We start from the raw sequence: 22,987 nt of genomic DNA on the forward strand, positions 1-22,987 counted from the left end.
GGCGCGGTTGACGGGGCTCGAACCCGCGACCCCCGGCGTGACAGGCCGGTACTCTAACCGACTGAGCTACAACCGCGCGTGGCACGCTCTCGGGCGATCCGGGTGGTGGCGCGGTTGACGGGGCTCGAACCCGCGACCCCCGGCGTGACAGGCCGGTACTCTAACCGACTGAGCTACAACCGCGTGTCCACCCGCCCGGATCGCCGCCCGAGCGTGGGATGCGTAATAGGCATCCCGCGCGGCCCCGTCAAGCGGACATTGGCGGGTTTTCCGCATCACCCGGAACCGCGCCGGAATCAGGGTTCCTGCTGAATTTCTGCTGAACCGGGCAGGCGAAGCTGCACGAGGCGCGAATTAGCAAAGAAGGCAACCAGAAACCCGGGCAGTGAAAGGGAAAACGAATGCCAGAGCTTGAGTTGCGGGGTGTGCCCCGATCACTTCAACGCGACGCCTGGTGGCTTGCAGCGATCGATGAAGGCGAGGCCCCTGCCCCCAATGCCCGCCGACATTCCGAACCGCGCGCAGATGCGGGTCACAGGCGGATCGTCTGGCCCGTCCTGCTCGCCCTCGTGACCTTTGCCGACTGGCTCTTCTGGGGTCACGCGGCGGGTCTGTCGCTACCCCTCTTCGCCGCCGCCTGCCTTCTGGCGATTCTCGGCCTCTCCCCCCATCCGGCGCCTGCGCGCGAACTTGCCCGGCTGGGCGGAGCGTTTCTCCTTGTAGCGCTTCCGGTAGCCGAGTCGGTGCAGGCACTCTCGCTTCTCTTTCTCATCGGTGGCAGCCTTGCCATCGCGGCGCGGCTTATGCTGGGCGACCGGGCCACCTTGCCGGACCTGCCCGCGCTGACCGGGCGGCTCGCCCTTCTGCTTCCGGGTGCGTCCCTGCGTGAGGCCGCGGAAATCGCGACATCTTCCACCACCCGGCCCCGCTGGCACACCCTCGCCCGTGACTGGACGCTGCCGCTGGTCGCGGGCCTGATCTTCATCACACTCCTGATCGCCGCCAACCCGGTTGCCGAACGCTGGGGGGTCGAAAGCGGCGATTGGCTGGTCGAAACCCTCTTGGGCAGCACCCGCCCGCTCTTCTGGGCGCTGATCGCCATGCCACTCTGGCCGCTCCTCAGGCGGAACCGTCTCTGCGCGGGGCTGGAACAACCATTCCGGCGTTCATCACGGTCCGCAATCCCGCTCTCAACAGAAGGCCGGGCACTCTTCCACCCGGCGTCGGTGACCCGGTCGCTGATCCTCTTCAACCTGATCTTCGCCGCCCAGTCCGTGATGGACCTCACCTATCTCTGGTCGGGCGCCGCTTTGCCCGATGGGATGACCTACGCCGAATACGCTCATCGCGGTGCCTATCCGCTGGTGGCGACGGCGCTTCTGGCCGGGGCCTTTGCGCTTGCCTGTCGTCGCTTTGCCGCGGATCACCGCATCCTGCGCGCGCTGCTTCTTCTGTGGATCGGCCAGAACGTGCTTCTGGTGGTCTCGTCCCTCTACCGGCTCGATCTTTATGTGGGCAGCTACGGCCTGACCTATCTGCGCGCCTATGCCGCGATCTGGATGGCGCTCGTGGCGGCGGGGCTGATAACTGTCGTCTGGCAGATCGTCCGCGCGCGGTCGAATGGCTGGCTGGTCGGCATCAACGCAGGCCTGCTGGCCGCCACGCTCTATGCCTCGGCCTTCGTCAACTTCGCCCATCTCATCGCCGCGTACAATCTCGGCCAGAAGACGGACGCGATTGATTACTACTACATCTGCGATCTCGGTCCCGACGCAGCCGCCGCCCTGCGGGCAGCCGATCCGCAAGCCGCGACGGGCCATTGTTCAGGCTATCCGATCGCGGAGGGGCCACAGATCGCGGGATGGCGCGATTGGGGGTTCCGGTCCTGGCGCATACGGCGCTACCTTGCGGCAACCGAAATGGCAGATCCGGGACCAGATGCAGGCGAAAATCCTCGTTACTGACGACGACCCGCAGATCCGCGAGGTTCTGCGCATCGCGCTTGAACGGGCCGGTTACGCCACCGTCGCCGCGTCGGACGGGCGGGCCGCGCTCGCTTCGGCGGCCACGGCCCGGCCCGATCTCATCGTCCTCGATATCGGCCTGCCCGAGATGGACGGGCTGGAAGTCTGCCGCCGTCTGCGCGCCTCATCGCAGGTGCCGATCCTCTTCCTGACCGCGCGGGATGATGAGATCGACCGTATCCTCGGCCTCGAACTCGGCGCCGACGATTACGTCACGAAACCCTTCTCGCCGCGCGAGGTCGTGGCCCGCATCCGCGCCATCCTGAAACGCGCAGGCCACGGGCCTGTGGAGCCGCGCCTGATGCGTCACGGCGTCATCGAGCTTGACCCCGCCGCCTATGATTGCCGGGTCGCGGGCGATGCTCTGAAGCTGACAGCGACGGAACATGCGCTGCTCTCGCGTCTCATCCGGCGGCCGGAGGAGGTCGTCACCCGCCGCCAACTGGCTGACGCGCTTTATGGCGCCAACAGCGCGGTCTCCGACCGGACCGTCGACAGCCATTTCCGCAACCTGCGCCGCAAGCTGTCTGACGCGGGCTGCGCTGACCCCTTCGAGACCCTGCACGGGATCGGCATCAGGATGGGGCCATGCGCGAAAGGATAAGCCGCAAATGGCGGCCGCCGCTCCTGATGGTGCTGGGCGGGGCGCTGGCGGGCGTTCTGGCCTCAGGCGTCGCGGGACTGCTGGCGATGCCGGTGCTCGCTCCGATCCTGGGACCGCGCCCGGCCGCGCTTCTGGTCTTCGTCGCGGTGGTGCTGGTGACCGCACTTCTGGCCTTCCTCCTGTGGCGGCTGATCCTGCGGCCCGTCACGGCCCTGGCGGACCGCGCCCACCGGCTCAGGGAAGGCGAGGCCGACGCCCTCCACCCCCTGCCCCATTACGGCACGCCCGAACTGCGCGATCTGGGCGAAAGCGTGCTGGATATGGCCTCGGCCTTGCGGAACCGCGCCACGACGATCCGATCCTATACCGATCATGTGACCCACGAATTCAAGGCACCGCTGTCTGCGATCCGTGGGGCCGCGGAACTTCTGGCGGACGCGGACCTCTCTGCCGAAGACCGGCGCCTCGTCACCGCGATCACCAGCTCCACGCAAAGGATGGAAGCGCTGCTTGCCGCCCTTCGAACCGTCGCCGCCGCGCGTGAACCTGCTGCCCCGGGCGATACGACACTGGCCGCGATCCTGCCCCGCCTTCAGGCCGATCATGGCGGGCTTAGCTTCCAAACCTGCGGCAACGGACCTGCCCTGCCACTGCCGGAACCAACCCTGTCGGCAGTGCTCGGCCATCTCGCCGCCAACGCGGCCCAACACGGAGCAAGAACCCTTCATCTGAACACCACAATCGCGGAAGGCGGCCCGATCCTTGAGGTCGGCGACGACGGAACAGGAATCGCCGAGGGCAACCGCGCCCGCATCTTTGAACCCTTCTTCACGACGCGCCGCGAAGCGGACGGCACCGGCATGGGGCTTGCCATCGCCGAAAGCCTGCTGTCGGCGCATGGTGCAGGCATAGAACTGACCGACCGCCAGCCCGGCGCATGGTTTCGGATCACGTTCTGAGAGAATGGTGGGTCGTGACGGGCTCGAACCGCCGACATCTTCGGTGTAAACGAAGCGCTCTACCAACTGAGCTAACGACCCGTTGGGCCAGCATTTAGCCGCTCGCGCCGGATGGGGCAAGCCCCCAGGCTCTCAAGCCCGACACAGATGCCATGCTTATGGTGACACTCCATGCCCTGCTCGTTCGTCAGGCGTGCAGACCCGTGCAGATCAGAGCCAAGCGGCGACGAGAGAATGTTCGCCGCAAGCCATTTAACAGCAGCCCGTATCAGGGCCGGACCGCCCCCCTCAACCCGATCCCGACAAGGCCGGCATTGATAAGCAGATAGGGTGAGGTGCCGCCAAAGGTTGTGCTGATGGCGCGTGTCCAATCGCCAAGGTGGTGAACCGGCTCAAACGCAATGAACAGCCCGGCAGCAAGCGGCAGGGCCGAGGCGAGCCAGGTCAGCGAAAACGGTTTGAAATATCTGAATTCTATCGGCACGGCGGCACTCTCCCGGCGGTTCGGAACCGGAGCCGATCTCAGCGCGCGCGACTTGATTTGCCGTTAAGCACGCGATCGTTGCAGGTCAGAAGGGGGATGGTGGGTGATAACGGATTTGAACCGCTGACATCTTCGATGTGAACGAAGCGCTCTACCACTGAGCTAATCACCCGTTCGGCGCGGTTCCTAGCCGCATTCGCGCGCCTGTGCAAGAGCATTGCGCCAATGTGCGGCGGCGCAATCCCAAGACCGAGCCGATGCGAAATCAGTGAAGGTCCTTCAAAGGAGCGTAGACGTGAGGACCCCGCGCCATGCGACGCAAGGCAAGGCCGAACGCCTCGGCAAGTGTTGCCAGTGAGGGTGCAAAGTCAGGCCGCACAATTCCCGATGCAATCTTCATCGACACGTCGTGTGCGCCTTCGCTTGCGGTGACGATGAAATCCGCGAAAAACAACTCATCTTTGCCAAGCACTCCGCAGCCCGTCTGGTGGCAGATGAGCGGTCGCTCTCCGTGCTGAAAACAAATTTCGCACAACGTCTCGAAACAACCGACCGCCTCACGCCCGGCCGCGTCGCCCAGCGTTTGAGTAAAGTCATGCGTCACCGCATCCCGCCCGGCAGGTCCATCGCACCAGCGCCGAAGGCACAAAACCGCGCCGGCCCCGATTTCATCAAGCTCCGTCAGATATTCCAACTGAGCACTTTGTTCCCGACAAAGATCGAAGGTCATTGGGCAACCACCCCGGCTGAGATGCGAATGACCTCATCCTGAACCGTCCCCAAAAGATGCGAATTCTTCCCGGCGATCATCCCGCAGCGTTCCGCGTATTTCGCCCCCGTCACAACTACCGTCAAAAATATCTGAATTTGTCAACCTCAACCATAACGCGAGCACCCGACTAAAATGGCCGTGATGGTGAATCTGCGACAGCGCCCGCCAATCCGGGCCCTATAGCGTTTCGAGTTTACATTGAATCAGAATTCGAACCTCTTTCGTTCGAATTCTGATGGTTTTTATTTCAACCGAAACTCGAAACGCTTTAATCGCCCTGGTCTTCGGGTATGCCGGGCCGGTCCCCCGTAGCGGTCGTGCGCTTCAGTCGGATCGTCAACGTTTCAGCCAAGCCAAGGTTCTTGCGCCGGGTGACTTTGGCATTTCCGAGGGGAGCAAGGGCTAGATTCTCACCCGCTGACAGGCTGTCGCCGAGCACTTTCAGCGTCGCCTCCACGATCAGCTTCACGTCCCGCTTCTTTGCCCCGGTGGCGTCCATCACCTTGTCGAACAGGTCTTTCCTGCGCAGCACGACTGCATCGTCAGAACCGGTGTTCGATGCAACAGATACGTCATCCTCATCGTCATCGGGCGCCTCGCTGACAAGGGCTATAACAGGTTTCTTAGACCGGTTTGACATCTGTTTGCGGGGCTTCTCTTTCGTGGCCATGTCGCGCTCTGTCTGCCCTGAAGTTTCGGCGACCATAGCGGGCATCCGGGGGTCGCGCCACGTCCATTCTGATCGCCTCGAATGAAGGCCGTACCCGCAGCAAAAAGGGCGCACCCGGAAAGGCGCGCCCCTCAATCTTGATCTGCTTACACGGTCAGTGCGCGGTCGCGCCCGCGCTGCCTTTCTGCTCGGCAAGTGCTGCCTTCGCCGCTGCTTCCTCGGCCTCGGCATCCCAGACGATCGGCTCGGGCGTGCGCACCAGCGCGTGTTTCAGCACTTCGCGGACGTGGGATACGGGGATGATCTTCAGCCCCTCTTTCACGTTGTCCGGAATTTCCGGCAGGTCCTTGGCGTTTTCCTCCGGGATTAGCACGGTCTTCACCCCGCCCCGGAGTGCTGCCAGAAGCTTTTCCTTCAGCCCGCCAATGGCCAGCACATTGCCCCTCAGCGTCACCTCACCCGTCATCGCGATGTCCTTGTGGACCGGGATCTGGGTCAGGACCGACACGATGGAGGTCACCATGCCGACACCGGCGGACGGACCGTCCTTGGGCGTCGCGCCTTCGGGCACGTGGACGTGAATGTCGATCGTCTCGAAAACCGGGGGTTTCACACCGATTTCCGGGCTGATCGCCCGAACGAAGCTGGAGGCCGCTTCAATCGATTCCTTCATCACGTCGCCAAGCTTGCCGGTGGTTTTCATCCGCCCCTTGCCGGGCAGTTTCAGCGCCTCGATGGACAGAAGATCACCCCCGACCGACGTCCAGGCGAGGCCGGTCACGACGCCGATCTGGTCTTCCTTCTCGGCCAGCCCGTAGCGGAACTTCTTCACCCCGAGGAAATCCTCAAGGTTCGCTTCGGTAACCGCGACGGTCTCGACATCCTTGCGGACGATCTTCGTCAGCGCCTTCCGGGCCAGCTTGGAGATTTCGCGTTCAAGGTTCCGCACCCCTGCCTCGCGGGTATAGGTGCGGATCATCTCCTGCAGCGCGTCGTCGCCCAGCGTGAATTCCTTCTTGCGCAGACCGTGGTTCTTGATCTGCTTCGGAATGAGGTGCTGCTTGGCAATCTCGCGCTTTTCGTCCTCGGTGTAACCGGCGAGCGAAATGATCTCCATCCGGTCCAGAAGCGGGCCGGGCATGTTGTAGGAGTTCGCCGTGGTCAGGAACATCACGTTCGAGAGGTCGTATTCGACCTCCAGATAGTGGTCCATGAACGTGTTGTTCTGTTCCGGATCAAGCACTTCAAGCATCGCGCTGGCCGGATCGCCCCGGAAGTCCTGCCCCATCTTGTCGATCTCATCGAGAAGGATCAACGGGTTCGTGGTCTTCGCCTTCTTCAGGGCCTGGATGATCTTGCCGGGCATGGAGCCGATATAGGTCCGGCGGTGGCCTCGGATCTCGCTTTCATCGCGCACGCCGCCAAGCGAGATGCGGATGAATTCGCGCCCCGTCGCCTTCGCGACCGACTTGCCGAGCGAGGTCTTGCCGACGCCCGGCGGACCGACGAGGCAGAGGATCGGGCCCTTCATCTTCACGGAACGCTGCTGCACCGCGAGATATTCGACGATGCGTTCCTTGACCTTCTCAAGCCCGTAGTGATCGGCGTCCAGCACCTCCTGCGCCTTGCGCAGATCTTTTTTGACGCGGGATTTCACGCCCCATGGCAGGCTCAGAAGCCAGTCGAGGTAGTTCCTGACAACGGTGGCCTCGGCCGACATCGGCGACATCGACTTCAGCTTCTTCAGTTCCGCTTCGGCCTTGTCACGGGCCTCCTTGGAGAACTTGGTCTCCTTGATCTTCTCGACCAGTTCGTTGATCTCGTTCTGGCCTTCCTCGCCATCGCCAAGCTCACGCTGAATGGCCTTCATCTGCTCATTCAAGTAGTACTCGCGCTGGGTGCGCTCCATCTGCGTCTTGACGCGGGACTTGATCTTTTTCTCGACCTGAAGAACGGACATTTCGCCCTGCATCAGGCCGTAAACCTTTTCCAGCCGCTCAGCGACGTCGAGCGTTTCCAGAAGCTCCTGCTTCTGGTCCACCTCGATGCCGAGATGGCCGGAGACAAGGTCAGCCAGCCGCGCCGGTTCGCGCGCCTCGGCAACCGCCTGCAGCGCCTCTTCCGGCACATTCTTCTTGATCTTCGCGTAACGTTCGAATTCCTCGGCCACCGAACGCAGCAGCGCATCGACGGTGTCCTTGTCGCCCGGCAGTTCGGCCAAAGGCACGGCCGCCGCCTCGAAATAAGCGTCGTTCGACAGGAACTCGGTGATACGCACGCGGCTCTTGCCTTCGACCAGCACCTTCACCGTGCCATCAGGCAGCTTCAGAAGCTGCAGCACATTGGCCAAAACACCGGCCTTGTAGATGCCATCCTCGGTCGGATCGTCCTGCGTCGGGTCTATCTGCGACGACAAGAGGATCTGCTTGTCCTCGCGCATCACCTCTTCCAGCGCCCGCACCGATTTTTCACGCCCCACGAACAGTGGCACGATCATATGCGGGAACACCACGATATCGCGCAGCGGCAATACCGGGTAGCTGGGGGCCAATTGATCAGTCATTAACACTTCCTGTTCTTCGCAAGAGGACACCGGCCCCGGTCTTCGGCGGCACCCGGCCCTCTCCGTTCCGCGCTATATCTAGTCAGAGGCGCGTATGGGTTCAACCATGCCTTCACAGAGCGGGTTTCACGATGTCGCGCCACAGTGACGAGAACAAGGCGATCAGGCAATCGCAATTGCGATAATAGCAGATTTTTTCCACTACGCCGCGCGACGACAGCAACCATGCAATCAACGCGCGACGAACGGCGATCACGGCGCTTGCGTTCGACCCCGGGACAAACGGCGATTTTCTGACGGATCACAGCAACGCTCTGCCCAATCCGTATTCGATGACCGATATCAACTGCGCCGCCATGACGTTTACACTCGGCGTCACGGGGTCACAACATATAGTCTGAAGATAACAGCGAACCCGGCCAATGCCGGGTTCGTTTCTCGTGAAACCCGTCAGTGAACGAACTCCGCCTCCGTCATTTTACTCGTCGGCATGCTGAGAACCGCATAGCGGTGGCCGTCATCGGGGCTTCTGTAGGCCTCACCGACCCGGTCGCATTGCCAGCCAAGTTGCCGCAGCGACCGGACCAGCGAAGCCCGCGTAAGCGACATCAGTTCCGACGCACCATGCTGGCGCGCGGTTTCTGCCATCCCGTCGAGAATGAGCGAAAGGCAGCGCACACGGTCATGCTGCTGTGTCAGCTCTTCCGAGATCACCAGTCGCGTGCATTCCCAGACCTCCGGGTTATCCACTTCGGACCCATAGATCTGCTTCGGGATATTGGGCAGTTTCCCGGCCACCGCATCCCGCACCAGATAGGTGTGCTCCCCCCAATGCGAGGTTGTGGACATCGCCCGCATGCCGCCGAGCACCACACCATCGCGCAGGACCAGCGAATAATGGGCAAGCGGGTTGTCGTACTGATCCATCTCGAAATGATCGTTATGGGGAATGTCCCAGCGCAGGGTATCCACGAAGAACTGTTTGCGAAGCTTCAGATAGTCGAAGAACGCAGTGCCGTGGATGTGCAGGTCAGACAGGGTGAAGGTGATGTTTTCCATAGTGTGCCCCTCCTATTTGGCAGGGCAATTAGAGCACCATGGAACATGGTTGATAAATCCTGAATGGCGAACTTATAAAACAAAAAACGCCTATAAAGTGTATTTGACGCTGCGGCAACCACGACATCGACCATAACCAAGTGCTGCAAATCAGACTTCGGATAGATCAGATCAGCCCATAGCCAACGGCGGCCGAAACCGCCTGGCTGGAGGTCTTCGCGCCAAGTTTGGCCTTCGCGTTTTTCAGACGCTGCTTGATCGCGCCTTCGGTAACCGACAGGCGCACTGCTATTTCTTTCAGCAGTAGACCGTCACGCACCATGGACAAAGCCTCCAGTTCGGCGCGGGTCAGATTTGTCGGCGGCGCTGTCGCCTCATGCAGGCGACGAAGCTTTGCTTGTAAGACCGCGATTTCCTCATCTTCGAATTCGCGATCGGACCGTGCGAAAGACCCGAAGCTGCGTTGCCCTTCCGGCCCGGTTGGCGCGCAGGCAATCGCAACTCCGAACAGCAGTCCGTGACGACGCGCCTGGATCATCACACGACGCGGATCCGGCAGGTCGATCTCGCTCCAGCGGATCGAGCCGGAATTCTCGTAAAGCCAACGCATGACCGGGTCATAGGGCATAAAACCCTGCTGCGTGTACCGGTCTATCCAGCCTTTCGGCAAAGCGTTGTGTTCAGCAATCGGAAAGGCGAACCCGACCCGAAGCGCTATGTAGTAGCCTGCAGGAGCAAGAAACGAAAACTCGCCTCCCTGCTGCACTCCTGACATCGTGTGATCTTCCTGCCAATATTCTCTTCAAACGCACGATGCGCTCATGCGCCTAATAGTTGTGTCCTTGGCGTGGGTATGCCATGGAAACCTGGGTGAGAAAAGCCACACTAACCTTGAAGGCGCGATGCCAAGCCAGGAAAAGATCAGCGAGCTTATCGAGAAGCTGCATGCGGCGTGGCCGGCAGGCTTCGCGGTCGGTTTGCATGTCACCTTCACGGCGCCCCGTTACATGTTCCAATCATACGAAAAGTCCTGGCTCGACACCTATACCCGGCTCGGGCTGGTTCTGCTTGACCCGGTTGTGCGCTGGGGCTTTTCCAATACCGGGACCATCCGCTGGAGCGACCTCGCCGATCAGGATGATGCAGGCGTATTGAAGCGTGCCGCCGAACACGGGCTGAACTACGGCGCCGTCACGGCCATCGCTCGTAATGGGACCCGATCCATGGGCGGGTTCGCCCGCAGTGACCGCGAACCAACGGACGCGGAACTTGCCACCCTGTCAGAGGATCTGACGAGCTTGCACGATCTGACGCGAGACGTTGAACACCTGGCGCCGTCGGTCCATGAGACACTGAAGCAGATGTCGATTTATCTCACCCACGGCTGAGGGATCGCTGCTACAGCGGTTCGATATCGCCTTCAGTCCTGAGCGCGTGAAACCGACGAACGAAGTCATCAAGGCCGCCAGCGGCGATCGCTTCGCGCAGCCCCTGCATCAACTCCTGATAGTAATGCAGGTTGTGCCAGGTCAGAAGCATCCCGGAAATCATCTCGCCCGCCCGGAAGACATGGTGCAGATAGGCGCGGGAATAGCTGCGGCAGGCCGGGCAGGTGCAATCCTCATCCAGCGGGCGTGGATCGTCCTGATGGCGGGCATTCTTGATATTGACCTGCCCGCGACGGGTCCAGGCCTGCCCGGTGCGGCCCGACCGCGAGGGCAGCACGCAATCCATCATGTCGATGCCGCGCTCGACCGCGCCGACGATATCGTCGGGCTTGCCGACACCCATCAGATAACGCGGCTTGTCCTCCGGCAGGAAGCCCGGCGCGTAGTCGAGGACGGAGAACATCGCCTCCTGCCCCTCGCCCACGGCCAGTCCGCCAACGGCATAGCCGTCAAAGCCGATTTCCTTTAGTTTCTTAGCGCTTTCTTCGCGAAGTTCACGCGTGACACCGCCCTGCATGATGCCAAAGAGCGCATGGCCGGGCCGGTCGCCAAAGGCATCGCGCGACCTTTGCGCCCAGCGCATCGACAGGCGCATGCTATCCGCCACAGCCTCCTCCGTCGCAGGAAGCGCGGGGCATTCGTCAAAACACATGACGATGTCGGAGCCCAGCAGCTTCTGGATCTCCATCGACCGTTCCGGGCTCAGCATGTGCTTTGACCCGTCAATATGTGACGAAAACCGCACCCCCTCCTCGGTCAGCTTGCGCAGGCTCGCGAGGCTCATCACCTGAAAGCCGCCGCTGTCGGTCAGGATCGGCCGGTCCCAGTTCATGAATTTGTGCAACCCGCCGAGGCGGGCGATGCGCTCGGCCGTCGGGCGCAGCATCAGGTGATAGGTATTGCCCAGAAGGATATCCGCCCCCGTGGCGCGCACACTTTCGGGAAGCATCGCCTTGACGGTGGCGGCCGTTCCTACTGGCATGAAGGCCGGCGTCCGGATCTCGCCCCGCGTGGTCGAAATGGTGCCGGTCCGGGCCTTGCCGTCGGTGGCGTGAAGGGAGAAGGAAAAACGCTCTGTCATGGCCGCGCCTCTTAGCCGAGCGCGCGACGGTTTGGAAGGCTGGCCTGCGGCTCGGGCGGCGTTCGGTTAAACAGAGACACGTCCGGAAAGCAGACATTGTCGGCAGATACCCTGACCCCTGTTTAGGTTCCGTCTTCGTGCGCTCCATTGATCTTGGTCAGCGCTGACCTTGCCGCAGTCTGATAGATTTTGAGTATATGTAGCAGCCGGAAGAGGTAAGATGTCGGCTCAGTCAGCAAAAATTGTAGCTCACGGTGAAACATCCAGGTTGATCGAACGCGCGCTTAGAGGCTTTGTCGTCGCGGCCTTCTTGATCATTTCGGCGTTTCCTGTCGCGGGCAGATCTCTCGAACAGCAACTTGCAGAAATCGAAGAGGTCGTACCAGGAAACTCATACACCAAATTTTCTCCCGCTCTCGCGGTTCAGTCTTGGGAAATGGCGGCAACCGTCGCGTTCATTCAGAGACCCGCATCCTGCAATAATACCAAACTCGTCGACACCAGAGTCACGGCAGTACACGAAAAGGTGGTGTTCACATCCAAAAGAAAGCTGAAGCAGGGCCGCTGGTCTGAGATTTGGACTTTTGACAAATGCGGCAAGAAAGTGCGGGTGCGGGCAGATTTCAAAGCCGATGGGAAAGGCACCGCTGATGGCGAATTTTCCATCGCAAAATAACACCGAGAAGCAAATAGCCGGTCTCTGGCCCATGACAATCGCCGGTGTCGGTTGTTTTGGATGAGGGCCGCTCCAGGCTCGAAGCGCCCCGCCAAGCACGAAAAGCAGTTTGCACATCCGACCTGAGGCAGAGCCATCCGTTGTCTCGCGACGGGATGCCCCCGCGGCGGGACAGTGTCGGGACGGATGCCATACGCGTGCCATACGGTTTGCCGACGCTGTGCAGACACTCCGTGGGGCCCTATCCCCGGCTATGGACCTCGGCGCGGAATTCCCTATATATTCGCTCAGGAACCAAGCGAGATATTCATGACCGCCGAGAACAAGGACCCGATCGAGGGCACGCCACTCATCAAGCCCTCGACCACGGACCACCCGCTGTACGACAGCGTGGTGGAGGCGTGCCGGACTGTCTATGACCCTGAAATTCCTGTGAATATCTACGACCTCGGCCTGATCTACACGATCGACATCTCGCCCGAGAACGAGGTCGGCATCACCATGACCCTGACCGCGCCCGGTTGCCCCGTGGCAGGCGAGATGCCGGGCTGGGTCGCCGACGCGGTGGAGCCACTGGACGGTGTCAAACAAGTCGACGTCCAGATGACCTTTGAACCGCAATGGGGCATGGACATGATGTCCGACGAAGCTCGGTTGGAATTGGGATTCATGTGAACAAGCATTTTGACTTGATATTTTAAAATAAAGCCTATAGACTTTATCCGAAGGATGAACCATCATGACTTCGGACACGCTCTTCGCGATCCTCACTGGCGACCTGATCGGTTCCACCCGCGCATCACAGAAGCGGGTTGAGCACACCATGAACCTGCTCTCAGGCGGGCTTCCCCCCGGCATCCGCTGGGACGGCTGGACAGAAGCAAACGTCCGCTTCACCCGCCACCGCGGCGACGGATGGCAGGCCTTGGCCCCGGAACCGGACCTTGCATTGCGCTGGGCTGTGACGCTGCTCGCAGGCCTGCTCGCGGACCCCGAGGCGCTGGGCACACGCATTTCCATCGGCATCGGCACCGTCAACAACCTCGGTACCGTGGACCTGCGCGACGCGTCCGGCCCGGCATTCGAGGCCTCGGGGCGCGGGCTCGACGCCATGCGCCGCGATGAGACCCTGTTCATGATGGGCGAAGAAACCGGCCACAGTGCTACGGAGACCCCTCGTCTCTCGGGTGCGGAAAAGGCGTCCGTCATGCTGATCGACGAACGTATGGCGCGATGGTCCCCGGAACAGGCCGAGGCGACCGCGCACTTACTGCATCCATCCGCGCCTCCGGCGACAGAGATCGCACGTCGCCTGTCGATCACGCCCCAGGCCGTCAGCTACCGGTTGAAAGGTGCTGGCGCCAGAACGCTTAAAGACGCATTGTCGGCTTTGGAACACGATTGGAGAAAGACCTGGAGCCGCCAATTATGATAGAAACCTTCGCCACGCTCCTCTTTGCCCATGTCCTCGCCGATTTCGTGTTTCAGACCAGCTGGATTGCGGAGAACAAGCTGCGCCCGCATGTCCTTCTGCTGCACGGGCTGATCGTTCTGGCGATTGCAGCCGCCGCCACAGGCCGCATCGACGCCTGGCAGCTTGGTGTCCTCGCAGTCGTTCATATCGCCATAGACCTGGCCAAAGGCAGTTTCGCACCGGACGGACTGAAGGGCTTTGTTGCGGACCAGTGCGCGCATCTTGTGACGCTCGGCGCAATCTCCTTCCTCGCCCCCGCGCTTGTCGCTGAAGGGCTTTGGGCCGGGCTGACCTTCCCGCCGACGCTCATGACCCTCGCCGCCGGGCTGATCCTCGCCACCCGCGCGGGCGGGTTCGCGGTGGGTCTCCTGATGCAGCCCTGGGCCGAGGATGTACCGAAGGGCCTGACCAATGGCGGCAAGCTGATCGGCCTTCTGGAACGCGGGCTGATCTTCCTTCTCGTCCTCGTCGGCCAGCCCGTCGGCATCGGCTTCCTGATCGCCGCGAAATCGGTCCTCAGGTTCGAGACCACGTCAGAGGATCAGCGCGCGGGGGAATACGTCATCATCGGCACGCTCGCCTCTTTCGGCTGGGCGCTTCTCTTCTCCTATGCAACCGTCTGGTTGATGACCGCCCTGCCCCCGCTTGAGATTGCCCGCACCGCACCCTAGATTGGGGGCAGGAAACGGAGACCAGACCATGTTCGGCATTCCCGGCAAATCCCCGGTGACGCTTACCCCCCGCGCCGTCGCGCAGATCACGCGGCTTATGGCAAAGGATGGCGCCTATGGGCTGAAGCTCGGCGTCAAGAAGGGCGGCTGCGCGGGCATGGAATACACGATGGAGTTCGCGGCCGAAGCGGCACCCCATGACGAGGTCGTCGAACAGGACGGCGCGCGGGTGATGATCGCACCGATGGCGCAGATGTTCCTCTTCGGGACCGAGATCGACTATGAGACCTCGCTTCTGGAGGCCGGGTTCAAGTTCAATAATCCCAACGTATCCGAAGCCTGCGGCTGCGGCGAATCGATCAAGTTCAAGGACATGCCGGGCGCATGAGCGTCTCGGAGGCCGATATTGCCTTCGCACTGGAGCTTTTCGATGGGCTCGCCCCCCTGACCACTCGCAAGATGATGGGTGGCCTTTGTCTGTATCGCGACGGCACGATCTTTGCGATCCTGCATTCGGACGGCTCCATCTGGCTGAAAGGGGCGGGCAGCTTCGCCGGCCGGATGACGGCAGAGGGCTGGACCCGCTGGACCTATTCCCGCGACGGCAAGAAGACCACAGCCATGCCCTATTGGCGGCTGCCCGATGCAGCTCTGGATGATTCCGGGATGGCCTGCGATCTGGCCCGGTCCGCGCTTGCCGAATTGTAGGCGGCCCGACATCAGTTTGCAGGCTCTGCGCTCCGCGTCTGAAGGTGAACATAGGTCTCATCATACCGCTTCTGCAGGTGATCGACCGCCCGGATCACCCGACCCGACCCTATGGGCGCCACATTGGCATCGTGGTTGGGGTTGAAGAACAGTGGCACGGAGATCCGTTCCTCCTGCGTACCGCTGACCCGGTGCGGCGTCGCCTGGACCCGGCCCGCCGTCCACATCTCCAGCATCTCGCCGAAATTGATAATGAATTCGCCCGGCGGTGCACTGACCGGCAGCCAGCCGCCGCCCTGCGTCCTGACCTCCAGCCCGGGCGAACCGTCGGTCGCCAGAAGCGTCAGGCAGCCATAATCGGTATGGGTCGCGATGCCGAAATCCTTCTCGGTCGCCCAGGCGGGACGTTCAGGATAGTAGTTGCCGCGCAGAAGCGCCATCGGCCGGGTGAACTTGTCAGCGAAATAGTCCGCGTCCTCGCCAATCGCCTCGGCAATGGCACTGAGAAGGCCAAGGGAAAAGGCGCAGGCCTCCCGGTAATAGCATTGAAGGGCGGATGCGAACCCGGCGGGCTTGGACGGCCAGAGATTCGGCGCGTAGCAGCGCAGGCCCGACGCAGCCAGCGGATCGGCAGGGTTCAGCTCCAGCCCGCAGTCGAAGACCTGCTTGTAGTCGGGATTTGCCTCGGGATCGACCTGTTCAGACCCGGGCGCACCCCAGCCCCGGTTCGATCCGGTCCGCGCCATGTCGTATCGCGCCTTTTCAGCGGCGGGCAGCGCAAAGAATTCCCGGTAGCCCGCAATCAGCGCGGTGATCCGCGCAGGTGAAATCGGGGTGTTGTGGACAACGAGGAAACCCGGGTCAGATACGCCGCGCCTGACAGCATCGACCGCGCCGGGATCACGGTCGAACAGGGACTTTGCGTCAATTCTCGGGATCATCGCCGCCTCTCAACTACAGGTTGCCCCCATGCCTTGACGCTGGGTCAACTGCAACCCCTTTCCGCGCGTTCCCGCAATTGCTAGACCTTGGTTCGGAGACAACAGGAGGAACTTCGCCGATGCGCCGCAAGCTTGCCGCCGGAAACTGGAAGATGAACGGGACCGGTGACAGCCTTGCCGAAATTCGCGCGCTGGCGGCTGCGCACGCCGCCCCGACCTGTGAGGTGCTGATCTGCCCGCCCGCGACGCTTATCGCGCGGATGGCCGCAAGCGAACGCGGCCCCATCATGGTCGGCGGACAGGATTGTCACCAGAACGCTTCCGGCGCGCATACCGGCGATATCTCGGCCGGAATGCTTGCCCATGCGGGGGCAAGTCACGTTATCCTTGGCCATTCCGAACGCCGCGCCGATCATGGCGAGGATAACGCTCTTGTCCGCGCCAAGGCCGAAGCCGCGCTGGGTGCCGGGCTGGTCGCGGTGATCTGCGTGGGTGAGACCGAAGCCGAACGCGATGCGGGTCAGACCCTTTCCGTGATCGGAACCCAGTTGGCCGGGTCGGTGCCCGACGAAGCGACGGCTTCCAACACCGTCATCGCCTATGAGCCGGTCTGGGCCATTGGCACCGGTCGGACGCCGACACTCGACCAAATCGCCGAGGTGCATGACTTCATGCGCGGGCAATTGGCCGAACGCTTTGACGATGCCGAGGGCTTCCGACTGCTCTATGGCGGGTCGGTCAAACCCTCAAACGCGGCCGAGATCTTTGCCGTCTCGAATGTCGACGGGGCGCTTGTCGGCGGGGCGAGCCTGAAGGCTGCGGATTTTGGCGGAATCATCACCGCTCTTGACGCCGCCTGACAGGTCCTGCCGGTGCAAAGCCTCAACCAGTCGCCGACGGACGACGTCTTCGTGCAGAACCCCTACCCGTTTTACGACCGCGCGCGGGCGACCGGTTCCCTGTTTCACTGGCAGGACTACGACCTGATCTGCGCCACTTCGGCCACCACGGTCGGCGCCATCCTGCGCGACCGCCGCTTCGGGCGTGAAGTGCCCGAGGAGAAGCGGGCAGCGGTGCCCGACCACGTGAAACCCTTTTACGCGGTCGAAGCGCATTCGATGCTGGAACTGGAACCGCCGCGTCACACGCGGCTGCGCTCGCTGGTTCTACGCGCCTTTACCTCACGCCGGATCGCTGCGCTGGAACCCGAAATCGCGACGCTGACCCATGACCTGATCGACGCCTTCCCGGTTGGCGAATTCGACCTGATCACCCATTTCGCCCAGAAACTGCCGGTGATCGTCATCGCCCGCCTTCTGGGCGTTCCCGAGGATCGCGCCGACGATCTGCTGACCTGGTCGAACGCTATGGTCGGCATGTATCAGGCCCGCCGCGACCGGGCGATGGAAGAGAGCGCAGTCGCCGCGACCGAGGCCTTCGTGGCCTTCCTGCGCGCCTATGTCGAGGAACGCCGCGCGAAACCCGCTGACGATCTCATCACCCATCTCATCGCCGCCGAGATGGAAGGCGAGAAGCTATCTATCGACGAGTTGATCACGACCTGCATCCTGCTTCTGAACGCGGGCCACGAGGCGACGGTCCACACAATCGGCAATGGCGTAAAGGCACTGCTTGAAAACGGGTTCGGATCGGATGCGCTGACACGGGACTCCGTCGACGCCACGGTGGAGGAAATCCTCCGCCACGACCCGCCGTTGCATCTCTTCACCCGCCACGCCTACGAGGATATCGAGGTCGCCGGTCACACGTTCCGGCGCGGCGATGAGGTCGGCTGCCTTCTGGCCGCCGCCAACCGCGATCCGCGCCAATGGGACCGGTCCGAGCGTTTCGACCCTTCCCGCCCGGTCAAAGCCAATCTCAGCTTCGGTGTGGGCCTGCATTTCTGCGTCGGCGCACCTCTGGCGCGTCTCGAACTGACAACCGCCCTGCCGATCCTCTTCGACCGCCTGCCCGAGCTCCGACTGTCCGCCTCACCACGCTATGCCAATCTCTACCATTTCCACGGGCTCGAACGGCTCATTGTCCGAGCCTGATTCCGTCACTTTCTTTCTAAAAATACTCCACGGGGTCGTCCATTGATGCGCCATTGGTTCGAGAACCAATGGACGACGGGGTGTGAAACCCCCGGCGTCATCACAGCGGCAGAAGCGTCGTCGACTTGATCTCCTCCATGCTCAGAAGTGCGGTGACGTTATATATCTTCACCTCGGAAATCAGCGCCTGATAGAAGGTGTCATAGGCGCGGGCATTCTGGACCCGGACCTTGAGGATATAGTCGATATCGCCCGCCAGCCGGTGCGCCTCCAGCACTTCGGGGCGATTGCGCAGCGTACGCAAGAACTTCTTTTGCCAGTCCGCCTCATGTTCCGACGTGCGGATCAGGACAAAGAAACAAGCCTCCAGCCCTAAAGCATCGGCATCCAGAAGTACCGTCTGACGGCCGATCACGCCGGCCTCCTTCATCTTGCGGATGCGGTTCCAGACCGGGGTCTTCGAGGACCCGATCTTGCGGGCAATTTCATCCAGGGACTGGGAGGCATCCTCCTGCAACTCGCCGAGGATTTTCCTGTCCATCTCATCCAAACGGACTGACATTCGTTTTTCCCTTCGAATCCGAAACGCTGGTTCCTTTTCGACATCGATACAGAACATATGTCCTTATTAGCAAGGGTATCTGGCGGAATATTGGGAAAATTTCCTATATTAGATCCAAGAAATCACCCGAACGGCCCCGCCGACCCGAAAGGACTTCACCCATGGCCCGCGCCTTTACACCGAAAGTCGTCACCGCGAATGCGCTGATCGAAGGCGATGTCGTCTATCTGACCGCCGATGACCGCTGGAGCCGTGACCATGCCGAGGCCGAGCTGATCGAGGACGAGGCGCATGCCCAACTGCGCCTTCTGAAGGCCGAAAGCCAGAAGAATATCATCGTCGGCGCTTATCTCGCCGAGGCGAAACCGGGCGCCACCGGCCCCGAACCCATCCATTTCCGCGAAGCGTTCCGCACCCGCGGCCCTTCGAACTACGCGCACGGCAAGCAGGAGACCCGTCATGTATAAGTACAACGACTTCGACGAGGCCTTCATCCGTCAACGCAACGCGCAGTTCCGCGCGCAGGTCGCGCGCCGCATCGACGGTTCGCTGACCGAGGATGAATTCAAACCCCTGCGCCTGATGAACGGGCTCTACCTGCAACTGCATGCCTATATGCTGCGGGTGGCAATCCCCTATGGCACACTGTCAGCCGACCAGATGCGCCAGCTCGCGATGATCGCCGAGCGCTGGGACAAGGGCTATGGCCATTTCACCACGCGGCAGAACATCCAGTACAACTGGCCGAAACTGACCGACGTGCCCGACATGCTCGACGCCTTGGGCGATGTGCAGATGCATGCGATCCAGACCTCGGGCAACACCATCCGCAACGTCACCGCCGATCATTTCGCCGGCGCCGCCGCTGATGAAATCGAGGATCCGCGCCCGACGGCCGAACTGATCCGCCAATGGTCGACCGACCACCCGGAATTCCAGGCCCTTCCGCGCAAGTTCAAGATCGGCGTCACCGGCTCGCCGAACGACCGCGCCGTGACAAAGTCGCACGATATCGGCCTGCGCATCGTCCGCGGTAGCGGCGGCCAGACCGGCTATGAGGTGCTGGTTGGCGGCGGCCTTGGTCGCACGCCGATGGTCGGTCAGGTCATCAAGCCCTTCGTCAAGAAGGAAGATCTGCTGCCCTACCTTGAAGCCATCGTCTCGGTCTACAACCTGATGGGCCGCCGCGACAACAAGTACAAGGCGCGGATCAAGATCACCGTCTTTGAAAACGGCATGGAGAAGTTCCGTGACGCCGTTGGCGAACGTTTCAAGGTCACCAAGCAGGAATTCGGCGGCGTCAGCGCAGATGTGCTGCGTGAAATCGAAACCTTCTTCGCCGCCCCGGCCTTCCGCAACGTACCGGAAGACGCCTATCTGGCCGCACGCAACAGCGACCCGGTCTTCCGCTCCTGGACAGACACCAACCTGACCGAACACCGCGCCCCCGGCTATGCCATCGTGACCGTGTCCCTCAAGGCGCATGGCGCAACCCCCGGCGACGCGACCTCGGCCCAGATGCGGCTTCTGGCCGATCTGGCCGAGACCTATGGCCATGGCGAGCTGCGTATCAGCCATGAACAGAACGTGATCCTGCCGCATGTCCACAAATCGGACCTGCCGGCGCTTCATGCGGCGCTGAAGACCGAAGGGCTGGCAACCGCGAATATCGGGCTCGTCTCCGACATCATCGCCTGCCCCGGCATGGATTATTGCGCGCTGGCCACGGCGCGTTCGATCCCGGTCGCGCAGGAACTCAGCACCCATTTCAAGGCCATCGGTCTGGAAGAGGAAATCGGCCAGCTCAAGATCAAGATTTCGGGCTGCATCAACGCCTGCGGCCATCACCATGTCGGCCATATCGGCATTCTCGGCCTCGACCGTGCGGGCGTGGAGAATTACCAGATCACGCTCGGCGGCGATCACACCGAGAATATGGTGATCGGCGAACGCGCGGGCCCCGGCTTTGCCTACGATGAGATCGTGCCCGCCATCGAGCGCCTCCTGCGCGCCTATATCGAGGTTCGCGAGGACGCGTCCGAGACCTTCCTTGAAGCCTATCGCCGCCTTGGGGCGGAGCCGTTCAAGGCCGCACTCTATCCCGCCGAGGCTGCCCGCGATGCCGCTTGAGGCACCCTTGCCCTCGATTGCGAGCCGAGTGGCCACGCTCAACGACCGCTATCGCCATCATTCGGCGACAGCGGTCCTTGAACGCGCGCTCTTCGATCCGGAACTGGGCAACGTGGCGCTCGTCTCCTCCTTCGGGGCGGAATCGGTGGTGCTTCTGCACCTAGTCTCGGTCGTGGCCCCCGGCACGCCCGTCATCTTCATCGACACCCAGATGCTGTTCCTCGAAACACTGGAATATCAGCGCGAACTGGCGGACAAGCTGAACCTCACGGACGTGCGCACGATCCGCGCTGACCGGCGGGATACGGCTTTCGAAGACCCGGACGGGACTCTGCACCAGTTCAGCACCGATGCCTGCTGCGCCTTGCGCAAGGTCGTGCCGCTGGAACGTGCGCTTCAGGGCTTCGACGGCTGGATCACCGGGCGGAAACGCTTTCAGGCAGGCACCCGCGCCGCGCTTGACTTCTTCGAGAATGAGGAAGACCGGCGCATCAAGGTCAACCCGCTGGCCCATTGGGGGCGCGAGGACCTTGAGGACTATATCGTCAACAACAACCTGCCGCGCCACCCGCTGGTGGCGAAGGGTTATCCTTCGATCGGCTGCGCGCCCTGCACCAGCCCGGTGAAGGAAGGTGAAGATCCCCGCGCAGGACGCTGGCGCGGAACGCAGAAACAGGAATGCGGCATTCACTTCGTGAACGGAAAGGCCGTCCGTGGCCCCGTACCGCAGGACGATCAGAAGGAGAATGCAGCATGAGCGTGATCGTGCGCGACGACGGCTTTCACGCCGATGACTACGCGGGCGCGAATGCGCTCGATATTGCACAGGATACCAGCCCCGATGCGCTTCCTGCGGCATTCGACGGCGTGGACCTGATCCGCGTCGCCTTCCCTTCCTCGGCCGATGGTCGGGGCTTTACCCTCGCGCGGCACCTTCGTGCGCGCGGCTATTCCGGGCGTCTGCGGGCCAAGGGCCATGTCCTTGCCGATCAATTCACGATGGCGCGGCGCTGCGGTTTCGACGAAGTGGAGATCTCCGACGATCTGGCCGCACGCCAACCGCAGGACCAGTGGATCTTCCGTGCCGACTGGGCCGACCATGACTATCGGTCGCGGCTGAAAGCCTGACAGCGGGGTTTCCCCCATTCCAAAACCTGAATAGAAGGATGGGCGGGCAACGCGCGCCCCTAAGCAACATGAACGATTTGAACACAGTGAACGAAGCCACCGCCAAACCCGTCCGTACGCTACCGGACGCCCAGACCGTGACGCAGGTCCAGCACTGGACCGACCGGCTGTTTTCCTTCCGCGTAACGCGGCCGCAGAGCCTGCGCTTCCGCTCGGGCGAGTTCGTGATGATCGGGCTTCTCGGCGATAACGGCAAACCGCTGTTGCGCGCCTATTCCATCGCCTCGCCGTCCTGGGACGATGAGCTGGAATTCTATTCGATCAAGGTGCCGGACGGGCCGCTGACATCGAAGCTTCAGCATATCCAGCCCGGTGATGAGATCATCCTGCGCCCGAAACCCGTGGGCACGCTCGTTCATGACGCGCTGTTGCCCGGCAAAAGGGTGTGGTTCCTTGCGACCGGCACCGGCATCGCGCCCTTCGCCTCGCTCATGCGCGATCCTGAGACCTATGAGAAGTTCGATCAGGTCATCATGATGCATACCTGCCGCGAACAGGCGGAACTGGATTATGGCCGGGAACTGGTCGAAAGCCTTCAGGACGATCCGCTGATCGGCGAGATGGTGGCAGGCAAGCTGCTTTACTATCCGACGACAACGCGGGAAGAGAGCCCGAAGATGGGCCGCATCACCGACAACCTGACCTCGGGCAAGGTGTTCGAGGATCTTGGCCTGCCACCGATGGACCCGGCCACCGACCGGGCGATGGTCTGCGGCTCGCTCGCGTTCAACGTCGATGTGAAGGCGGTGCTGGAAGGGTTCGGCCTGCGCGAGGGTGCGAATTCTGAACCGCAGGAATACGTGGTCGAGAAAGCCTTCGTTGGGGACGGGATCTGACAACCGCCCCCTGAGGCAAGACGGTCTTAAATTTTTTTTCAAAAAAACGCCGCACGAACCCGGTTCGCGCGGCGTTCTTATTT

At 62.0% G+C, this 22,987-nt stretch carries 27 protein-coding genes and 4 tRNA genes; 17 read left to right on the top strand and 14 right to left on the bottom strand.

What is annotated here, in order from left to right:
- Positions 1-2 precede the first annotated feature (2 nt).
- Together OEZ71_RS01240 and OEZ71_RS01245 are read right to left on the bottom strand one after the other, a co-directional pair.
- Positions 3-76, bottom strand: a tRNA-Asp gene (locus OEZ71_RS01240).
- A 30-nt stretch (positions 77-106) separates the two neighbouring features.
- Positions 107-183, bottom strand: a tRNA-Asp gene (locus OEZ71_RS01245).
- Positions 184-401: 218 nt separating this feature from the next.
- Between OEZ71_RS01245 and OEZ71_RS01250 the strand changes: the two genes are divergently transcribed.
- The 3 genes from OEZ71_RS01250 to OEZ71_RS01260 are packed head-to-tail and all read left to right on the top strand — an operon-like array spanning position 402 to position 3,587.
- Positions 402-1,964, top strand: coding sequence for a DUF4153 domain-containing protein (locus OEZ71_RS01250; protein WP_263738109.1), 1,563 nt, complete (start codon positions 402-404; stop codon positions 1,962-1,964).
- The gene (locus OEZ71_RS01255) at positions 1,939-2,628 is read left to right on the top strand and encodes a response regulator transcription factor (RefSeq protein ID WP_263738110.1); all 690 of its coding nucleotides are present in this window, start codon (positions 1,939-1,941) and stop codon (positions 2,626-2,628) included. Before OEZ71_RS01250 ends, OEZ71_RS01255 begins: the two co-directional genes overlap by 26 nt.
- Positions 2,613-3,587: an ATP-binding protein gene (locus OEZ71_RS01260; RefSeq protein ID WP_263738111.1), complete on the top strand. Its 975-nt coding sequence runs from the start codon at positions 2,613-2,615 to the stop codon at positions 3,585-3,587. The genes OEZ71_RS01255 and OEZ71_RS01260 overlap by 16 nt, the downstream gene beginning before the upstream one ends.
- Positions 3,588-3,592: 5 nt before the next feature.
- Here the strand turns inward: OEZ71_RS01260 and OEZ71_RS01265 are convergent.
- The 9 genes from OEZ71_RS01265 to OEZ71_RS01305 form a co-directional block, all read right to left on the bottom strand.
- Positions 3,593-3,668, bottom strand: a tRNA-Val gene (locus OEZ71_RS01265).
- A 187-nt stretch (positions 3,669-3,855) separates the two neighbouring features.
- Complete coding sequence (locus tag OEZ71_RS01270; RefSeq protein WP_263738112.1) at positions 3,856-4,071, bottom strand: hypothetical protein; 216 nt, start codon at positions 4,069-4,071, stop codon at positions 3,856-3,858.
- A gap of 97 nt (positions 4,072-4,168) precedes the next feature.
- Positions 4,169-4,243: transfer RNA gene (locus OEZ71_RS01275), tRNA-Val, on the bottom strand.
- 93 nt (positions 4,244-4,336) lie between these two features.
- The gene (locus tag OEZ71_RS01280) at positions 4,337-4,801 is read right to left on the bottom strand and encodes a hypothetical protein (RefSeq protein WP_263738113.1); all 465 of its coding nucleotides are present in this window, start codon (positions 4,799-4,801) and stop codon (positions 4,337-4,339) included.
- Between the two features lie 310 nt (positions 4,802-5,111).
- A complete protein-coding gene (locus tag OEZ71_RS01285) occupies positions 5,112-5,513 on the bottom strand; it encodes an HU family DNA-binding protein (protein WP_263738114.1) in 402 nt (133 codons plus the stop codon).
- A 154-nt stretch (positions 5,514-5,667) separates the two neighbouring features.
- The gene (gene lon / locus OEZ71_RS01290) at positions 5,668-8,076 is read right to left on the bottom strand and encodes an endopeptidase La (RefSeq protein ID WP_263738115.1); all 2,409 of its coding nucleotides are present in this window, start codon (positions 8,074-8,076) and stop codon (positions 5,668-5,670) included.
- 112 nt (positions 8,077-8,188) lie between these two features.
- Complete coding sequence (locus OEZ71_RS01295) at positions 8,189-8,332, bottom strand: hypothetical protein (protein WP_263738116.1); 144 nt, start codon at positions 8,330-8,332, stop codon at positions 8,189-8,191.
- A gap of 194 nt (positions 8,333-8,526) precedes the next feature.
- Positions 8,527-9,135, bottom strand: coding sequence for an acyl-homoserine-lactone synthase (locus OEZ71_RS01300; RefSeq protein WP_263738117.1), 609 nt, complete (start codon positions 9,133-9,135; stop codon positions 8,527-8,529).
- Between the two features lie 166 nt (positions 9,136-9,301).
- Positions 9,302-9,910 (bottom strand): helix-turn-helix transcriptional regulator, encoded by a 609-nt coding sequence (locus OEZ71_RS01305; protein ID WP_263738118.1) that lies wholly within the window; start codon positions 9,908-9,910, stop codon positions 9,302-9,304.
- Positions 9,911-10,037: 127 nt separating this feature from the next.
- On the opposite strand from OEZ71_RS01305, the gene OEZ71_RS01310 reads away from it, so the two are divergent.
- Complete coding sequence (locus tag OEZ71_RS01310) at positions 10,038-10,523, top strand: autoinducer binding domain-containing protein (protein WP_263738119.1); 486 nt, start codon at positions 10,038-10,040, stop codon at positions 10,521-10,523.
- Positions 10,524-10,533: 10 nt separating this feature from the next.
- Here OEZ71_RS01310 and tgt read toward each other — a convergent pair whose 3' ends face one another.
- Positions 10,534-11,664, bottom strand: a complete 1,131-nt coding sequence (gene tgt, locus OEZ71_RS01315) for a tRNA guanosine(34) transglycosylase Tgt (protein ID WP_263738120.1) — start codon at positions 11,662-11,664, stop codon at positions 10,534-10,536.
- Between the two features lie 220 nt (positions 11,665-11,884).
- Here tgt and OEZ71_RS01320 point away from each other — a divergent pair, with 220 nt between their 5' ends.
- The 6 genes from OEZ71_RS01320 to OEZ71_RS01345 all read left to right on the top strand — a co-directional run bounded on the left by OEZ71_RS01320 (position 11,885) and on the right by OEZ71_RS01345 (position 15,193).
- Positions 11,885-12,340 carry a hypothetical protein gene (locus OEZ71_RS01320; RefSeq protein WP_263738121.1) on the top strand — a complete coding sequence of 152 codons (456 nt, stop codon included), beginning with the start codon at positions 11,885-11,887 and terminating at the stop codon, positions 12,338-12,340.
- Positions 12,341-12,649: 309 nt separating this feature from the next.
- Positions 12,650-13,015, top strand: coding sequence for an SUF system Fe-S cluster assembly protein (locus tag OEZ71_RS01325; RefSeq protein ID WP_263738122.1), 366 nt, complete (start codon positions 12,650-12,652; stop codon positions 13,013-13,015).
- Between the two features lie 64 nt (positions 13,016-13,079).
- Positions 13,080-13,772: a hypothetical protein gene (locus tag OEZ71_RS01330; protein ID WP_263738123.1), complete on the top strand. Its 693-nt coding sequence runs from the start codon at positions 13,080-13,082 to the stop codon at positions 13,770-13,772.
- On the top strand, positions 13,769-14,485 hold the full coding sequence (locus tag OEZ71_RS01335; protein WP_263738124.1) for a DUF3307 domain-containing protein: 717 nt from the start codon (positions 13,769-13,771) through the stop codon (positions 14,483-14,485). The genes OEZ71_RS01330 and OEZ71_RS01335 overlap by 4 nt, the downstream gene beginning before the upstream one ends.
- Before the next feature lie 28 nt (positions 14,486-14,513).
- Complete coding sequence (locus OEZ71_RS01340; RefSeq protein ID WP_263738125.1) at positions 14,514-14,873, top strand: HesB/IscA family protein; 360 nt, start codon at positions 14,514-14,516, stop codon at positions 14,871-14,873.
- The gene (locus OEZ71_RS01345) at positions 14,870-15,193 is read left to right on the top strand and encodes a TfoX/Sxy family protein (RefSeq protein WP_263738126.1); all 324 of its coding nucleotides are present in this window, start codon (positions 14,870-14,872) and stop codon (positions 15,191-15,193) included. Before OEZ71_RS01340 ends, OEZ71_RS01345 begins: the two co-directional genes overlap by 4 nt.
- A gap of 11 nt (positions 15,194-15,204) precedes the next feature.
- On the opposite strand, the gene OEZ71_RS01350 is transcribed toward OEZ71_RS01345, so the two are convergent.
- Positions 15,205-16,134 (bottom strand): isopenicillin N synthase family dioxygenase, encoded by a 930-nt coding sequence (locus tag OEZ71_RS01350; RefSeq protein WP_263738127.1) that lies wholly within the window; start codon positions 16,132-16,134, stop codon positions 15,205-15,207.
- A 119-nt stretch (positions 16,135-16,253) separates the two neighbouring features.
- Here OEZ71_RS01350 and tpiA point away from each other — a divergent pair, with 119 nt between their 5' ends.
- On the top strand, positions 16,254-16,994 hold the full coding sequence (gene tpiA / locus OEZ71_RS01355; protein WP_263738128.1) for a triose-phosphate isomerase: 741 nt from the start codon (positions 16,254-16,256) through the stop codon (positions 16,992-16,994).
- Positions 16,995-17,006: 12 nt separating this feature from the next.
- The gene (locus OEZ71_RS01360; protein WP_263738129.1) at positions 17,007-18,188 is read left to right on the top strand and encodes a cytochrome P450; all 1,182 of its coding nucleotides are present in this window, start codon (positions 17,007-17,009) and stop codon (positions 18,186-18,188) included.
- Positions 18,189-18,288: 100 nt separating this feature from the next.
- Here the strand turns inward: OEZ71_RS01360 and OEZ71_RS01365 are convergent, their stop codons facing one another.
- The gene (locus tag OEZ71_RS01365; protein ID WP_263738130.1) at positions 18,289-18,750 is read right to left on the bottom strand and encodes an Lrp/AsnC family transcriptional regulator; all 462 of its coding nucleotides are present in this window, start codon (positions 18,748-18,750) and stop codon (positions 18,289-18,291) included.
- Positions 18,751-18,911: 161 nt separating this feature from the next.
- On the opposite strand from OEZ71_RS01365, the gene OEZ71_RS01370 reads away from it, so the two are divergent.
- From OEZ71_RS01370 to OEZ71_RS01390, 5 genes are all read left to right on the top strand, one after another.
- Positions 18,912-19,217, top strand: a complete 306-nt coding sequence (locus OEZ71_RS01370; protein ID WP_263738131.1) for a DUF2849 domain-containing protein — start codon at positions 18,912-18,914, stop codon at positions 19,215-19,217.
- A complete protein-coding gene (locus OEZ71_RS01375) occupies positions 19,210-20,880 on the top strand; it encodes a nitrite/sulfite reductase (protein WP_263738132.1) in 1,671 nt (556 codons plus the stop codon). Before OEZ71_RS01370 ends, OEZ71_RS01375 begins: the two co-directional genes overlap by 8 nt.
- Positions 20,870-21,637, top strand: coding sequence for a phosphoadenylyl-sulfate reductase (locus OEZ71_RS01380; protein WP_263738133.1), 768 nt, complete (start codon positions 20,870-20,872; stop codon positions 21,635-21,637). The genes OEZ71_RS01375 and OEZ71_RS01380 overlap by 11 nt, the downstream gene beginning before the upstream one ends.
- Complete coding sequence (locus OEZ71_RS01385; RefSeq protein ID WP_263738134.1) at positions 21,634-22,008, top strand: DUF934 domain-containing protein; 375 nt, start codon at positions 21,634-21,636, stop codon at positions 22,006-22,008. Before OEZ71_RS01380 ends, OEZ71_RS01385 begins: the two co-directional genes overlap by 4 nt.
- A 68-nt stretch (positions 22,009-22,076) precedes the next feature.
- On the top strand, positions 22,077-22,904 hold the full coding sequence (locus tag OEZ71_RS01390) for a ferredoxin--NADP reductase (RefSeq protein ID WP_263738135.1): 828 nt from the start codon (positions 22,077-22,079) through the stop codon (positions 22,902-22,904).
- Positions 22,905-22,987 lie beyond the last annotated feature (83 nt).

It is taken from the genome of Albidovulum litorale (assembly GCF_025751495.1).
Taxonomy (GTDB): Bacteria; Pseudomonadota; Alphaproteobacteria; order Rhodobacterales; family Rhodobacteraceae; genus Albidovulum; species Albidovulum litorale.